This is a genomic window from Pseudomonas sp. efr-133-TYG-23 (assembly GCF_030209215.1).
GTDB classification, from domain to species: Bacteria; Pseudomonadota; Gammaproteobacteria; order Pseudomonadales; family Pseudomonadaceae; genus Aquipseudomonas; species Aquipseudomonas rhodesiae.
Genome location: NZ_JARVSL010000025.1, coordinates 59,262 through 74,044, shown reverse-complemented (window position 1 = coordinate 74,044; position 14,783 = coordinate 59,262). Strand labels below are relative to the sequence as shown.

General features: G+C 61.8%; 15 protein-coding genes and 1 pseudogene. 6 read left to right on the top strand and 10 right to left on the bottom strand.

Going from position 1 to position 14,783, the window contains the following annotated elements; all coding sequences use genetic code 11:
- Positions 1 to 320 precede the first annotated feature (320 nt).
- Positions 321 to 1,139, bottom strand: a complete 819-nt coding sequence (locus tag QRN41_RS17865) for a shikimate 5-dehydrogenase (protein ID WP_034137722.1) — start codon at positions 1,137 to 1,139, stop codon at positions 321 to 323.
- A 156-nt stretch (positions 1,140 to 1,295) separates the two neighbouring features.
- Here QRN41_RS17865 and QRN41_RS17860 point away from each other — a divergent pair, with 156 nt between their 5' ends.
- From QRN41_RS17860 to QRN41_RS17850, 3 genes are all read left to right on the top strand, one after another.
- The gene (locus QRN41_RS17860; protein WP_034096854.1) at positions 1,296 to 1,649 is read left to right on the top strand and encodes a hypothetical protein; all 354 of its coding nucleotides are present in this window, start codon (positions 1,296 to 1,298) and stop codon (positions 1,647 to 1,649) included.
- A gap of 226 nt (positions 1,650 to 1,875) precedes the next feature.
- Positions 1,876 to 2,070: a hypothetical protein gene (locus QRN41_RS17855; protein ID WP_034137721.1), complete on the top strand. Its 195-nt coding sequence runs from the start codon at positions 1,876 to 1,878 to the stop codon at positions 2,068 to 2,070.
- Positions 2,071 to 2,161: 91 nt separating this feature from the next.
- Positions 2,162 to 2,341: a hypothetical protein gene (locus tag QRN41_RS17850; protein WP_167417957.1), complete on the top strand. Its 180-nt coding sequence runs from the start codon at positions 2,162 to 2,164 to the stop codon at positions 2,339 to 2,341.
- Between the two features lie 10 nt (positions 2,342 to 2,351).
- Here the strand turns inward: QRN41_RS17850 and QRN41_RS17845 are convergent, their stop codons facing one another.
- The 3 genes from QRN41_RS17845 to QRN41_RS17835 all read right to left on the bottom strand — a co-directional run bounded on the left by QRN41_RS17845 (position 2,352) and on the right by QRN41_RS17835 (position 5,038).
- Entirely contained in the window at positions 2,352 to 3,419 is a 1,068-nt protein-coding gene (locus QRN41_RS17845) for an AI-2E family transporter (protein WP_167417958.1), read from the bottom strand.
- 107 nt (positions 3,420 to 3,526) lie between these two features.
- Positions 3,527 to 4,744, bottom strand: coding sequence for a cytochrome c biogenesis protein DipZ (locus QRN41_RS17840; RefSeq protein WP_167417959.1), 1,218 nt, complete (start codon positions 4,742 to 4,744; stop codon positions 3,527 to 3,529).
- 30 nt (positions 4,745 to 4,774) lie between these two features.
- On the bottom strand, positions 4,775 to 5,038 hold the full coding sequence (locus QRN41_RS17835; protein WP_167417960.1) for a DUF2790 domain-containing protein: 264 nt from the start codon (positions 5,036 to 5,038) through the stop codon (positions 4,775 to 4,777).
- A gap of 209 nt (positions 5,039 to 5,247) precedes the next feature.
- Between QRN41_RS17835 and trhP the strand changes: the two genes are divergently transcribed.
- Entirely contained in the window at positions 5,248 to 6,567 is a 1,320-nt protein-coding gene (gene trhP / locus QRN41_RS17830; RefSeq protein WP_167417994.1) for a prephenate-dependent tRNA uridine(34) hydroxylase TrhP, read from the top strand.
- Here trhP and ctpM read toward each other — a convergent pair whose 3' ends face one another.
- On the bottom strand, positions 6,568 to 8,247 hold the full coding sequence (gene ctpM / locus QRN41_RS17825; RefSeq protein WP_167417961.1) for a methyl-accepting chemotaxis protein CtpM: 1,680 nt from the start codon (positions 8,245 to 8,247) through the stop codon (positions 6,568 to 6,570).
- A gap of 93 nt (positions 8,248 to 8,340) precedes the next feature.
- Positions 8,341 to 9,660 (bottom strand): Na+/H+ antiporter family protein, encoded by a 1,320-nt coding sequence (locus QRN41_RS17820; protein ID WP_162276719.1) that lies wholly within the window; start codon positions 9,658 to 9,660, stop codon positions 8,341 to 8,343.
- Between the two features lie 251 nt (positions 9,661 to 9,911).
- Here QRN41_RS17820 and QRN41_RS26365 point away from each other — a divergent pair.
- A pseudogene (locus QRN41_RS26365) lies at positions 9,912 to 11,201 on the top strand (methyl-accepting chemotaxis protein); the annotation flags it as partial.
- A 102-nt stretch (positions 11,202 to 11,303) separates the two neighbouring features.
- On the top strand, positions 11,304 to 12,059 hold the full coding sequence (locus tag QRN41_RS26360; RefSeq protein ID WP_375538221.1) for a methyl-accepting chemotaxis protein: 756 nt from the start codon (positions 11,304 to 11,306) through the stop codon (positions 12,057 to 12,059).
- Positions 12,060 to 12,110: 51 nt separating this feature from the next.
- Here the strand turns inward: QRN41_RS26360 and QRN41_RS17810 are convergent, their stop codons facing one another.
- From QRN41_RS17810 to QRN41_RS17795, 4 genes are read right to left on the bottom strand one after another with little or no spacing between them, the layout of a single operon-like run.
- The gene (locus QRN41_RS17810) at positions 12,111 to 13,430 is read right to left on the bottom strand and encodes a sensor histidine kinase (RefSeq protein WP_167417963.1); all 1,320 of its coding nucleotides are present in this window, start codon (positions 13,428 to 13,430) and stop codon (positions 12,111 to 12,113) included.
- A complete protein-coding gene (locus tag QRN41_RS17805; RefSeq protein WP_034096847.1) occupies positions 13,427 to 14,095 on the bottom strand; it encodes a response regulator transcription factor in 669 nt (222 codons plus the stop codon). Before QRN41_RS17805 ends, QRN41_RS17810 begins: the two co-directional genes overlap by 4 nt.
- On the bottom strand, positions 14,095 to 14,406 hold the full coding sequence (locus QRN41_RS17800) for a PepSY domain-containing protein (RefSeq protein WP_034096846.1): 312 nt from the start codon (positions 14,404 to 14,406) through the stop codon (positions 14,095 to 14,097). The genes QRN41_RS17805 and QRN41_RS17800 overlap by 1 nt, the downstream gene beginning before the upstream one ends.
- Positions 14,406 to 14,708: a PepSY domain-containing protein gene (locus QRN41_RS17795; RefSeq protein WP_034137715.1), complete on the bottom strand. Its 303-nt coding sequence runs from the start codon at positions 14,706 to 14,708 to the stop codon at positions 14,406 to 14,408. Before QRN41_RS17795 ends, QRN41_RS17800 begins: the two co-directional genes overlap by 1 nt.
- Between the last annotated feature and the right edge of the window lie 75 nt (positions 14,709 to 14,783).

Below are 14,783 nucleotides of genomic sequence, written 5' to 3'. Positions count from 1 at the left end.
GGATCTGCCCTTGCCTTGAGCTTGGCGCACCGACCGTTGGGCCACCGAGCTCGAGTGAACGCGGTCAAACCTGTGCGAGGGGGCTTGCCCCCGAGGGCGGTGAGACGATCAATACCTTCATTGCCTGATAGACCTATATCGGGGGCAAGCCCCCTCCCACCTTGGATCTGCGCTTGCCTTGAGCTTGGCGCGCCGACCGTTGGGCCACCGAGCTCGAGTGAACGCGGTCAAACCTGTGGGAGGGGGCTTGCCCCCGAGGGTGGTGAGACGATCAATACCTTCATGTCTGATCGACCTATATCCAGCTTCCCGGTGCTTTTTTAGAGACGGGCGAAGGCCACGGCTTTTTCGAATTGTTCCTGGGTCGGCCGCACACCGGTATAGAGCACGAACTGTTCCAACGCCTGGATGGCGATCACTTCCAACCCGGTAATCACCTGTTTGCCGTTGGCTCGGGCATGCACAATCAACGGTGTTTCGGCGGGAATCGCCACCACATCGAAGACAGTCCGCGCAGTCTCGATGATGTCTGCGTCAAACGCCAATGCCTCCGCCTCCGCGCCGCCGGTCATGCCGATGGGCGTGACGTTTATCAGCATTTGCGGACGCAGGCCGGTCATATCCCCCTGCCAGGCGTACCCCAGGTGCTGGGCCAGCGCCCGCCCCGCTCTCTCGTTACGCGCCACGATCACACCGTTGGCGTAGCCACCGTCGCGCAGGGCACTGGCCACGGCCTTGGCCATGCCGCCACTGCCACGCAGGGCGAAGGTGGAATCCTGGGGGACCGCATGCTTTTTCAGCAGTTGCTCGACGGCGATGTAGTCTGTGTTATAGGCCTTGAGATGGCCGTGGGTGTTGACGATGGTGTTCAACGAATCGATGGCTTGAACCGAATCGTCGAGTTCGTCCACCAAGGCAATGGCCGCCTCCTTGAATGGCATGGACACCCCGCAACCCCGGATCCCCAAGGCCCGGATACCGCCGATCGCGCCGGGCAAATCCTGGCTGCTGAAGGCCTTATAGTAAAAATTCAGACCCAACTGCTCGTACAGATGGTTATGAAACCGCAAGCCGAAATTACCGGGGCGCGCCGACAGTGACATGCACAGCTGGGTGTCCTTGTTGGGGTGCATCTGCATGGAAAACTCCTGTGAGTAAGCAAATCGGTACAGACCTTACACAACCTTTACCTAGCGGCCGTGCTGTTTTTCAGAAATACGTTGTCTTAAAAGTATCCCCGCGACATGACTTGAGTCCATTGATGGCAGGACACGAGCGCAGGGGCTAACCGAGGAATGACCATGATTCGTACAATCCCCAAGATCGCCTTGCTGGTAGGTGCACTCGCTATGGCTGGCCAAGCCTCCGCCCACGGTGGTGGATGGGCGGGGCCGGCTGCCTTGGGTGCGTTGGTCGGCGCCGCCGTGGTGGGCTCGGTGGTGGCCAGCCAACCCCGCGAAGTCTACGTGCAGCAACCGGTGTATGTGCAGCCGCAGCCTGTCTACGCCGCTCCGCCGCCGGTCTACTACGCGCCACCGCCGCCTGTGTATGTGCAACAGCAAGTGTATTACCGCCCGGCGCCGGTCTATTACGGCCCACCGCGCGGTTACTATGGCCCGCCCCATGGTTACTACCGTCGTGGCTGGTAACTGTTCGATCTGAAACTGGCCTCGCAATCGTGCGAGGCCTTTTTTTTTGCGCCGAGTCCGGTTTTATCGCGTCAAGGTCGCAATGGAGACATTGTCTGGTGCGCAATCGCACATGATAGACACCAATGTCTACTTGCTCGAACAGGGCTCGCGCTGTCATGTTTGCGTCACATAACCCTTTCACTATCGAGCCTGTCCACCCAATAACAATTAAGGACGATTAACCATGCCCACACAAAACCCACACCGTACCGCCGGCCTTTGCACCTCCAGCAAGGTGTACAGTGCCCTGACCGAACTCAAGCACCTGGAAGGTCACCGCAGCGCGAAGTTCCTCGCCTTGCTCGCGGAGAACCTGGTGCGCAAGGGGCTGCTCAGTGAGCAGGAAGTGGTGAGCATGCTGGATCAAGTGGTGGACTGACGCGTGGCATCAATGTCGACTATCGAGACAGTTGATTTTTCCTCAGCCGCCATGGCCCTTAAGGTGACCCCTACCACGATTGGAGGTCCTTATGCCCACTGTACATATCATGTCCGTCATCGGCAGTGCCGTCCCCGCCGCTCTGCGCGCCTCGGGGGTGTTGGCTTGCTGGTACTTGGTACGCGAAGGCGAGCCGATCACCGGCCCGCTGACATCGCTCAAAGCCGCCGAACACCAATTGAAAGCCACCGCCTACCAGTTGGAAGCCTGACGCTACCGGTTTACGGCAATGGCAACTTGACCCGCGGCTTGCTCTCGACAAACAGCGCCCAACTAGACATGAACAGCGCCGCCACCAGCGGGCCGATCACAAACCCGTTAAGGCCAAACACTGACAAGCCGCCCAGGGTCGAGATCAGGATCAGGTAATCCGGCATCTTGGTGTCCTTGCCCACCAGGATCGGGCGCAGCACGTTGTCCACCAGGCCGATCACAAACACGCCGAACAACGCCAGCACCACGCCCTGCCAGATCGCCCCGCTCATCAGGAAATATGCCGCCACCGGCCCCCATACAATGCCCGCGCCCACCGCCGGCAGCAGTGAAAGAAATGCCATCAGCACCGCCCATAGCAGCGCGCTGGGAATGTCCAGGAACCAGAAAATCAACCCGCCTAACGCGCCCTGAGTCACGGCCACCAGCACGTTGCCCTTGACCGTGGCCCGCACCACGCGGTTGAACTTAAGCTGCAGGCGACGCTTTTGCGGTTCAGCCAACGGCACTGCGGTGCGCACCTTGCGTACCAGCTCCGGGCCGTCGCGCAGAAAGAAAAACAGCAGATACAGCATGATGAAAAAACTCACCAGAAAATCGAACGTGCCTTGGCCAAAGCTGAACGCCTGGGTGGCAAAGAATTGGCTGCCCTGCATCGCACTCTTGACGATCTTCTCGCGCAGCCCTTCCAGGTTGCCCATGCCGAAGCGATCCAGCAGATGCTGGAAATACGGCGGCAGGAAATTCTTGAACTGCTCGATATAGCCCGCCACATCCAACTTGCCGCTTTCGATGTTCTTGTACAGCGTGGCCCCCTCTTGTACCAACAAGGCACTGGTGATGATCACCGGCAAAATCGCGACGATCAAACACGCAGTCAGGGTGGTCAGGGAGGTAAGGTTACGGTTCCAGCCGAACTTGAGCTGCAGGCGGCGCTGCATGGGCGCAAAGATAATGCCGAGGATCACCGCCCAGAACACCGCGCCGTAGAACGGCAGCAATATCCAGATAAAGGCAACGGTCACCAGGACCAGCAGTAACAACAGGGTTTTGAATTGCAGGGTGGTTTGGTTCATGTCCGGTCCATGTCAGAAAAGCAATGGGCCTGTGTAGGCCCTGATGCTTAGTCCGCGACGAAACCTGGGAGTGCCCTTATTTATCGCACCCCCGCAAACCGCCCTCTTCATGGGGGCGAAACGCCTGCCTTGGCCTCGTCCAACAATTCCCGAATCATCCGTTCCTGAGCTTCGTAGCGACCTTCGCCGAAGTGGCTGTAGCGTATGCGGCCCTTGGCATCGATCAGGTAATGGGCGGGCCAGTACTGATTGTCGAAGTTGCGCCAGATCGCGTAGTTATTGTCGATGGCCACCGGGTAGGTGATTCCCAGTTTGCGCACTTGGGCCTTCACGTTGTCGATGATGCGCTCGTACCCGTATTCCGGTGTATGGACACCGATCACTACCAAGCCGTCTTTGGCGTATTTCTCAGCCCACGCTTTGACATACGGCAGGGCGTGCTGGCAGTTGATGCAGTCATAGGTCCAAAAATCCACCAGCACCACTTTGCCTTTGAGCGCCTGCGGGGTCAGTTCCGGCGAGTTGAGCCATTCAACGGCGCCGGACAACGACGGCATCGCACCTTGATCGCTATCGGCCAGCGGCTCGGCCTTGACCTTGCTGACCAGGTAATCGACCACCTTGGGCACGTTTTCCAGCACGCCGCTCTCCAGGCGACTGACGCCCTCGGAAGACGTGCGGGCCAGCAGGGTTCGGTCGGCCCCGGTAGTTATCAGCACCGCAGCCGCCAATACCGCCACCCCGGCGCACCGCCGCAGCCAACCGGTAAGCGGAATCCATGCTTTGAGCCGGTTTACCAGGCTACGTCCGGCGAAGATCAGTGTGCCCAGGGACAGCGCGCTGCCCAAGCCATAAGCCAGCAGCAACAAGCTGGTCTGCGCATTGGCGCCCTGCAGCATTGCACCGGTCAGGATCACCCCAAGGATCGGCCCGGCGCACGGCGCCCACAACAAGCCTGTGGCGACCCCGATCAGCAGCGACTTGAGCGGTCCCGACAGCGCCCGACTGTCGGGATCAATGCGATTGCCCAGCAGTACGAAGGGGCGCGCCAACCAGCCACCGATCCGCGCGGATATCAACGACAGCGCAAACAGCACCATCACAATCAACGCCACATGCCGGCCGGTGGCGTTGGTGCGCACCACCCATTCGCTGCTGACCACCGCCAGGCTGGCGATCAGCGCGAAGGTCAGTGCCATGCCGCCGAGGGTCAGCAGGATTGAGCGACGCGTGCGATCGACACCGGCGAACAAAAACGGTACCACCGGCAGGATACAAGGACTGAGGACGGTCAGAATGCCGCCCAGGAATGCGATCAATAGCATGATGTTCACCTTTGGCCGCGCATGGCGGACTCAGTTGTCGCCGATGCAGGCGTCGGACACTTTCTGGTAGTTCAGGACCTGTGTGATGCCGTTGGAATCGAGGTAGGTCATCCGCGCACCCACCACGCCGCATGTCGGCCCGGCGTCTTCAGTGATCGACAGTACTTTGCGGATATCCAAGTGCGTGCCGTAGGTGTAGGTCTGCTGATTGGCACTGGCTTCAGCGCGCGCTGACAAGGTGCAGATATTGAGCGCGGCGAACAGGCAGGCGGCATAGAGGGCTTTGGTGTTCATGGCGATAGGCTCCCGGTTGAGGCGAGGCGGTGTGCCTCGTTGGAACCGATTAGAAAGGCCGCAGGTATCGCGCCTGTGTCGCAAATCGCCGCGTATCAATCGGTGTTTATCCACAGCAACTGGGGATACACAGCGATACAAAAATGACCTGGATCAATAACCCCGCGCCCGCCCTGCACTACCCTCGCGCCTTTTTGCGACCCTACGCCATGCCCACTGTTATCGCCCCCGAACTGCTCGCTCCCGCCGGCACCCTGAAAAACATGCGCTACGCCTTCGCCTACGGCGCCGATGCGGTGTACGCCGGCCAACCGCGTTACAGCCTGCGGGTGCGCAATAACGAGTTCGATCACGCCAACCTGGCCCTGGGTATCCAGGAAGCGCATGCCCAGGGCAAGCGCTTCTATGTGGTGGTGAACATCGCGCCGCACAACGCCAAGCTCAAGACCTTCCTCAAGGACCTGGCACCGGTGATCGCCATGGGCCCGGATGCGCTGATCATGTCCGATCCAGGGCTGATCATGCTGGTGCGCCGACACTTCCCGCAGATGCCGATTCACTTGTCGGTGCAGGCCAATACGGTGAACTGGGCGAGCGTGGAGTTCTGGCAGCAGCAAGGGATCTGCCGGGTGATTCTGTCGCGGGAATTGTCGCTGGAGGAGATCGGCGAAATCCGTGAGCAGGTGCCGGCCATGGAGCTGGAAGTGTTTGTACACGGCGCCCTGTGCATGGCTTATTCCGGGCGCTGCCTGCTCTCGGGCTATATGAATAAGCGCGACGCCAACCAGGGCACCTGCACCAATGCCTGCCGCTGGAAGTACCAGGCCACTCCGGCGGTGGAAAACGCCACCGGCGAGATCGTGCAGCAATACGCGCCGGAACCGACCCTGGGTATCGGTGCGCCCACCGATCAGGTGTTTCTGTTACAGGAAGCCAACCGCCCCGACGAGCAGATGCCCGCCTTCGAGGACGAGCACGGCACCTACATCATGAACGCCAAGGACCTACGCGCCGTACAGCATGTGGAGCGCCTGACCCATATGGGCGTGCACTCGCTGAAGATCGAAGGCCGCACCAAGTCGCACTTCTATTGCGCGCGCACCACCCAGGTGTATCGCCGCGCCATCGACGATGCGGTGGCCGGTCGCGCGTTCGACCGCAACCTGATGACCGACCTCGACTCTTTGGCCCAGCGCGGCTACACCGAAGGTTTCCTGCGCCGGCACGTCCACGATGAGTACCAGAACTACCAGAACGGCAGTTCCGTCTCCGAGCGCCAGCAGTTTGTCGGCGAACTGACCGGCGAACGCCGGGGCGAGCTGGCCGAGGTCAAGGTCAAGAACCGCTTCGCCGTGGGCAATCACCTGGAATTGATGACGCCCACCGGCAATTTTCACTTCGACTTGGCCGGCCTGCGCAACGCCAAGGACGAAGCCATCGACGTGGCGCCGGGGGACGGGCACACGGTGTATATACCGCTGCCCGTTGAGATGGATTTGCGCTTTGGCTTGTTGATGCGCGACGTTTGATCAGATCCTGAACTGACCGACCAGTTGCCCCAGGCGCTGGCCCAGGTCTGCCAGGCTGCGCGACGTCTGGGCCCCCAGCTGGGTTTCATCGGCCACGCTGTCCACCGCCGAGGCAATCTGATGCACGCTGCGGTTGATCTCTTCGGCCACGGCGGTTTGTTCTTCGGCGGCGCTGGCGATCTGGGCGTTCATTGAATTGATGGTGGCAATCAGCTGGGCCATGGTGTCCAGCGACGCTCCGGCCTGGTTGGCCTGGGCCGAGGTGCCATCGCCGGCCTCGCTGGAGCGGCGCATGGCTTCCACGGCGGCTTCGGTGCCGGTTTGCAGGCGGTCGATCATGCCCTGGATTTCTTGGGTGCTGGTCTGGGTGCGGCTGGCCAGGGCGCGCACTTCGTCGGCCACCACCGCAAAGCCACGACCGGCCTCCCCGGCCCGCGCGGCCTCGATGGCGGCGTTGAGGGCCAACAGGTTGGTCTGCTCGGCAATCGAGCGGATCACACTCAACACGCTGACAATCGACGTCACGTCCTGTTGCAGGCTGTCGAGGGACACGCCGCTGCTGCGGATGTCGTTCACCAACGCGTGGATCTGCGCGATGCTGCCGTCCACCACGCGCTTGGCGGCCTGGCCTTCGGCGTCGGTCTGCTGCGCGGCCACCGAGGCGCCCTGGGCACTGCGCGCCACTTCCTGGGCGGCGGACGACATCTCATTGATGGCGGTGGCGACCTGGTCCGTCTCGTGGCGCTGGCGCTCCATGGCCTGCTCCGAGCGGTGGGCCTGGTCGGACACCTGGCCCACCAGGCCGGTGAGCTGCGCGGTCATTTCGGTGATCTGGCGCACCAGGCCGTGGATCTTGTCGACAAACCGGTTGAACGCGCCGGCCAGCTCGCCCAACTCGTCCTGGCTGGTGATGGCCAGGCGCCGAGTCAGGTCACCCTCGCCGGCGGCAATATCGTCGAGGTTGGCTTTCATCAAATGCAACGGACGCAAAATGGTATTGGCCAGCACCATGCCCGCAGCGGCGATCACCAGCAACACCACCACGGCCACGCCGAGGATACTCAGCAACACACCTTCCATGCGCGCTTTGACCTTGGCCTCGACCACCGCCACCTGGGCTTCGATGCCGTCGAGGTTGACCGAGGTACCGATGACCATATCCCACTTGGGCAGGTAATCGGTGTAGCCAAGCTTGGGCACCAGTTCGGTCTGCCCCGGCTGGGTCGAGCTGTATTGCAGGTAATGGCTGCCGTCCTTGCCGACCTTGACCAGGTCGCGGTTGACGTAGACGCCATTGGGGTCGCGGTTGTCTTTGAAACTCTTGCCCACGCCGTCGGGGCTATTGCCCTTGAACAGGCGGATGGTCTCGGAGTCGTAGCCGAAGAAGTAACCGTCCTTGCCGTAGCTGATGTTGGACAGCAGCTTGACCACCTCGGCCCGCGCCGCCGTATCGCCAGGCGCGGCGGCGTCGTAGAGCGGCTTAATGGTGCTCATGGCCACTTCCACATAACCTTGCAGCGTGGCCTTGGCGTTATTGAGCAGGCGCTGGCGGGTTTCATCCACCTCGCTGCGCGCCTGGCCCTGAAGAATCCACACCGTGGTGAGGCTGATGACCAGCGCGAACAGCAACACCGGCACGACGGCGAGGGACAGGACTTTGGCCTTCAGACTCAGACGCATGGCTTTTCTCTCTTATTAAGCGACTTGAGAGGGTATCGGCCGATGGTAGGTGTTCTGTAGGAGCGAACCCAATCTTTCCTACAGAAACAGGGGTCAAAGGGTCATGGCCGCCAACCAGCCAAAGGCCAGCAACGGCAGGTTGTAATGCAAGAATGTCGGCACCACGGTGTCCCAGATGTGGTGGTGCTGACCGTCGATATTCAGGCCGGAAGTCGGACCGAGGGTGGAGTCCGACGCAGGCGAGCCAGCATCGCCCAGGGCCCCCGCCGTGCCAACGATGCACACAATGGCCAGCGGACTGAAGCCCAACTGCACGCACAACGGCACGAAGATCGCGGCCAGGATCGGCACCGTGGAAAACGACGAACCAATGCCCATGGTCACCAGTAGGCCCACTAGCAACATCAGCAGCGCGCCGACCCCACGGCTATGGCCGATGAACGCAGCCGAAGTTTCCACCAGCGAACGCACGTCCCCAGTGGCCTTGAGCACTTCGGCGAACCCCGAGGCGGCGATCATGATGAAGCCGATCATTGCCATCATCTTCATGCCTTCGGTAAACAGGTCGTCGGTCTCGCGCCAGCGCACAATGCCCGAGGCCGAGAAGATCAGGAACCCGGCCAGCGCACCGATGATCATCGAATCCAGCCACAGCTGAATGATGAACGCCGAGGCAATCGCCACGCCGGCCACCAGCAGGGTCAGCGGGTTGTACTGCACCGCCACCTGCTCGACCCGCTCGATTTTCGCCAGGTCGTACACGCGCTTTTTGCGGTAGCTGATAAACACCGCCACCAGCAGGCCAACCACCATGCCCAGCGCCGGCAGGCCCATGGCGTGAGTCACGTTGACCTGGCTGACGTCCACGCCGCTCTTGGCCACGTTGGCCAACAGGATCTGGTTGAGGAAGATATTGCCGAAGCCCACCGGCAGGAACATGTACGGCGTGATCAGGCCGAAGGTCATCACACAGGCGATCAAGCGCCGATCCAATTGCAGCTTGGTCAGCACATACAGCAGCGGCGGCACCAGCAGCGGGATAAACGCAATGTGAATCGGCAGGATGTTTTGCGATGCAATCGCCACTACCCACAACAGACCGATCAGCAGCCATTTGACATGACTGCCGCCAGTGGCGTCCTGACGGTCCACCAGCAGCAGGGCCTTGTCGGCCAGGGCATGGGCCAGGCCGGACTTGGCGATGGCCACCGCGAATGCACCGAGCAAGGCGTAGGACAACGCCACCGTCGCGCCCCCACCGAGGCCGCCGTTGAAGGCGCTGAGGGTGGCTTCGATCCCCAGGCCGCCGGTGAGACCGCCCACCAGGGCGCCGACAATGATGGCGATGACCACATGCACGCGGGACAGGCTAAGCACCAGCATGGTGCCGACCGCGGCGATGACTGCGTTAATCATGATTACCTCAAGCAGAAACAGAAAAACAGGCATGCCCGCGCCCCAGCGGCCCATCGGAGGGCGGCCAGTGTGCAGGCTTCAAGGAGGTCTTATTAGAGGGCGGGCACTTTGCAGCAGGCGCGGCCCTATGTCAAAAGCCGCTGCCGAGGGACGCGCCGCTCCGGCAGGTTTAAATTGATCGTTTGAATAAAGAAAATCTTTCTGCGGCCGATAAACGGGCTCTTTGTGTTTTCAGGTAAGGATGTCCGATGTCGCTCAGACAACTCTCCATTCAATGGAAAATCACCCTGCTCGCCGGCCTCTGCCTGCTGGGAATCGTGAGCCTGCTGGTGGGTTTGTCGCTGTACCGCATGGCGCAGAGTTCCGAGCAGGTCAAAGCCTCCAGCATGCAGATGCTCAATGAAGCCGCCCAGGCACGTATCGAGGCCCAGGGCGAGGTGCAGGCGCTGGGTATCCGTCGGCAATTCATGGACGCTTATCAATATGGCCATGGCTTTGCCCGCCAGGTGCTGTTCTTGCGCGAGCAGGCGGAGAAACGCTTTCTGGACGCCTTCGACACCCGCGAAGACCTGACCCGCCAGGTCAGAGCCGCATTGCAGGCCAACCCGGACCTGTTGGGCCTGTCCCTGGTGTTCGAAGCCAATGCGCTGGACGGCAAGGATGAGTTGTTCGCCGGCCAAACCGAGCTGGGCAGCAACGACAAGGGCCGCTTCGCCCTGTATTGGTCGCAGCCGACACCCGGCCAGTTGACCTCCATGGCATTGCCGGAAAGCGACATGACCGACACCACCGTCGGCCCCAGTGGCGAAAAGGCCAACGCCTGGTTCACCTGCCCGCGCAGCACCCTCAAGCCTTGCGTGATCGAACCCTACTTTTATGTGATCAACGGCCAGAACGTGCTGATGACCAGCATCGTGTTTCCGTTGATGGCCAACGGCAAAGTCATCGCGTCGCTGTCGGTGGACATCAACCTCAACAGTTTGCAGGCCGTGAGCCAACAGGCCAGCGCCAAGCTGTACGACGGCCAGACACAGGTCAGCATCCTCAGCCCCACCGGCCTGCTCGCCGGCTACAGCGCGGACGCCAGCAAACTCAGCCAGCGTTTGGACCAGGTCGACCGCCGCAGCGGCGCTCAACTGATCGGCGCCCTGGCCGGCAGCACCGGCATCAGCAGCCTGCGCACCGAGCATCAACTCAAAGTGCTGGCGCCGTTCGCACCGATTCCCGACGGCAAGCCATGGGGCGTGTTGCTGGACGTGCCGGAAAAAGTCCTGGTAGGTCCCGCCGAAGCCCTCAAGGCACAAATGGATGCGGACAACACGCGCGGCACCCTGCTCGAACTGAGCCTGGGCCTGCTGGCAGCGGTGATCGGCCTGATTCTGGTATGGCTGATGGCGCGCAGTGTGACCCGGCCGATCCTGGGGGTGGCGCACATGCTTGAAGACATCGCCAGCGGCGAAGGCGACCTGACGCGGCGCCTGGCCTATGACAAGCGCGATGAACTGGGGCAACTGGCCGGCTGGTTCAACCGTTTCCTCGACAAACTGCAGCCGATCATTGCCGAGGTCAAACGCTCGGTACAAGACGCCCGTGGCACCGCCGACCAGTCGGCCGCGATCGCCACCCAGACCAGCGCCGGCATGGAGCAGCAGTACCGCCAGGTCGACCAGGTGGCCACCGCTTCCCATGAAATGAGCGCCACCGCCCAGGACGTGGCCCGCAGCGCAGCACAGGCGGCTCAGGCGGCGCGCGAGGCCGACCAGGCGACGCGCGATGGCCTCAACGTGATCGACCGCACCACCGCCAATATTGGTCAACTGGCGGCGGACATGAGCACCGCCATGACCCAGGTCGAAGGCCTTTCGGAGAACAGCGAGAAGATCGGTTCGGTGCTGGAAGTGATCCGGGGCATCGCCGAGCAGACCAATCTGCTGGCGCTCAATGCCGCGATTGAAGCCGCCCGTGCCGGTGAGGCCGGACGTGGCTTCGCAGTAGTGGCCGACGAAGTGCGCAACCTGGCGCAACGCACCCAGGCATCGGTGGAGGAAACCCGCCTGGTGATCGAGCACTTGCAGAGCGGCACCACCGACGTGGTCGGTGCCATGGGCAGCAGTTATCGCCAGGCTCAGGGCAGCGTCGAACAGGTCGGCCAGGCCGTCACCGCACTGCGCCAGATCGGCGACGCGGTCACCGTGATCAGCGATATGAACCTGCAAATCGCCAGTGCCGCGGAGGAGCAAAGCGCCGTCGCCGAAGAGATCAACCACAACGTGGCGACCATCCGCGATGTGACCGAATCGCTGTCGGAACAGGCCAATGAATCGGCGCGGGTGAGCCAGGCGCTGAACAGCCTGGCCAATCAACAACAGGGGTTGATGGATCAGTTCCGGGTCTGACGCTTGAAGGCCACCCAGGGTGGGCGGGAGCTTGCTCCCGTTTGCCGCCTGTCAGGCATGGCGCTTGGGTAATTCGACCAGCACTTTTAAACCGCCCAAGGGGCTATCCTGCAACCGCAACACCCCGCCCCACACCTCGGCGATATCGCGCACGATCCCCAGGCCCAAGCCGTGACCGTCGATCTGCTCATCCAGGCGCGCGCCACGGCTGAGCACCTGATCGCGCTGGGCTTCGGGGATGCCGGGGCCGTCGTCTTCCACCGCAAGCCAATAGCTGTGGGGGGTTTCATCAATGCTCAGGCGCACCTCGGCGTCCGCCCATTTACAGGCGTTGTCCAGCAGATTGCCCAGCAACTCCAGCAGGTCTTCGCGATCCCAAGGCAACTGCAGGCCGGGGGCGGCATGGTAGCTGAGGTCCAGGTGTTCGCCATGGATCATGTTCAAGGTGGCGAGCAGGCCAGGCAATTCCTGTTCACAGTCGAACAAGGCGCCGGGCAGGGTTTCGCCAGCCAGGCGGGCGCGGTTCAGTTCACGATGGAGGCGTTGCTGCACTTGCTCCAATTGCTCGCGCAACAAGGCGCTCAGCTTGGGATGGTCTTTGAGCGCCTCGCTGGATGCCGCGCTCAGCAATACCGCCAATGGGGTTTTCAGCGCATGGCCAAGGTTGCCCAGGGCATTGCGGGAACGCTTGAGGCTGTCTTCGGTGTGGGCCAGCAGGTGGTTGATCTGCGCCACCAGCGGTTCCAGCTCCAACGGCACCTGAGTGTCGAGCTGCGAGCGCTGGCCCTGCTGCAGCTGAGCGATCTGATTGCGCGCGGTTTCCAGCGGGCGCAAGGCGCGGCGCACGGTCACCCGTTGTAGCACCAGCACCAGCAGCAACGCCGCCAAGCCCAGCACCAGACCGATCTGACGCATCAGGCGAAAGCTTTCGCGCACTGGCGTGTAATCCTGGGCCACGCTGATGGAAATCGACTGACCAAAGCGCTTGTAGTCCGAACGTAGCACCAGCAGTTGCTGGCCTTCAGGCCCCAGCTGCAGGTTGCCCTTCAGACCGGCCTCGGGCAGGCGCGGCAGTTCCTGATCCCATAGCGAGCGAGAGCGCCAGTGGGTGTCGGCAAAATCGATACGAAAGTAATGTCCCGAAAACGGCCGCTGGTAAGCCGGTGACAGACGATGCTCGTCCAGCTGTACGCCGTTTGGCCCGCGCACCAGTGCCACCAGCAGGTTTTCCGTGTCGTTGCGCAGCCCTGCCTCCAGATATCGCTGCAGACCGGCTTCGAACAACCACAGACTGGTCTGCGCCAGCACCACGCCGACGATCACCATCACACTGATCAGCCCCAGGCTCAGGCGCCGTTGAATCGACTTCATGCGGGGTTGGCGCCAAACCGATAACCCTGGCCACGCCGGGTTTCGATCACGCTGCGGCCCAACTTGCGGCGCAGGTGGTTGACGTGCACCTCCAGCACGTTGGAATCGCGCTCGGTTTCGCCGTCATACAGATGCTCGGCCAGATGGCTTTTGGACAGGATTTGCTCAGGGTGCAGCATGAAATAGCGCAGAAGACGAAACTCGGCGGCGGTCAGTTGGACCTCTTCGCCATCGCGCAGCACGCACTGGCGCCCCTCGTCGAGGTGCAGGCCGGCGGCTTGCAGGGTGGGTTGGTTGGCTTGACCGTGGGAGCGACGCAGCAACGCCTGGATGCGCAGGTGCAGTTCTTCGGGATGAAAGGGTTTACTCAGGTAGTCATCGGCACCGGCCTTGAGCCCTTCGATACGCTCGGCCCAGGAATCGCGGGCAGTAAGGACCAGCACCGGGGTGGCCAGCGCCGCCGCGCGCCATTGCGCCAGCACCTCAAGCCCCGGCAGACCGGGCAGGCCGAGGTCGAGGATGATCAGGTCGTAGGGCTCGGTGCGGCCCTGGTATGCGGCGTCGCGCCCATCGGCCAGCCAGTCGACGGCATAGCCTTGGCGCTGCAGGCCGGCCAGCAGTTCATCGGCCAGGGGTACGTTGTCTTCCACCAGAAGCAGGCGCATCAGTCTTCCTCGTCTTTGATCAGCACGCCGCTGGTGGCGTCCAGCTTGATTTCGCGCACCACGCCGTCGGTGGTCACCAATTCCACTTCATAAGCATATTGCCCGTGTTTCTTTTCAAGCTCGGCTTCCAGCAGGCGCGAGCCGGGATGGCGCGCCATGGCCTGTTGCAACAGCTGTTCCAGCGGCAGGATCACGCCCTGCTGCCGCAGCGCCAGGGCTTCATCTTGATTGAGGTCGCGCGCCGCCAGGCTTGAGCAGAACACCATGAGCACCAGCGGCCATCGGCTGCTGGCGCGTAAATTTACCTTCATTACGTATCCTGATGATTCTTGAGAACCTGCCCGGTGAGCGCGTCCAATTCAACATCCCATTCAATGCCGTCGAGGTCTCGCAGTTCGACTTCATAGATGTACTTGCCATAGGCCTCGTCCAGGTCGGTGTCGAGTAAGGTCGAACCGGGGTGCAGGGCCAGGGCGGTGGCTTCCAATTGATCGAAGGCGACAATTGTAACAGTGGCAGGCACGGTCAGTGGTTTGTCGGGGTCCACGGCTCCGGCCTGGGTCGCCGTGGAAGCGATGATACCGGCGGCGACCAGAGCTGTGAGGCGCTTCATGATAAGTCTCCGTTACACAATGTTTTCCTACGCCGGACACGGTAACGACTGCAACTTAACTGAAACTGAATTGCC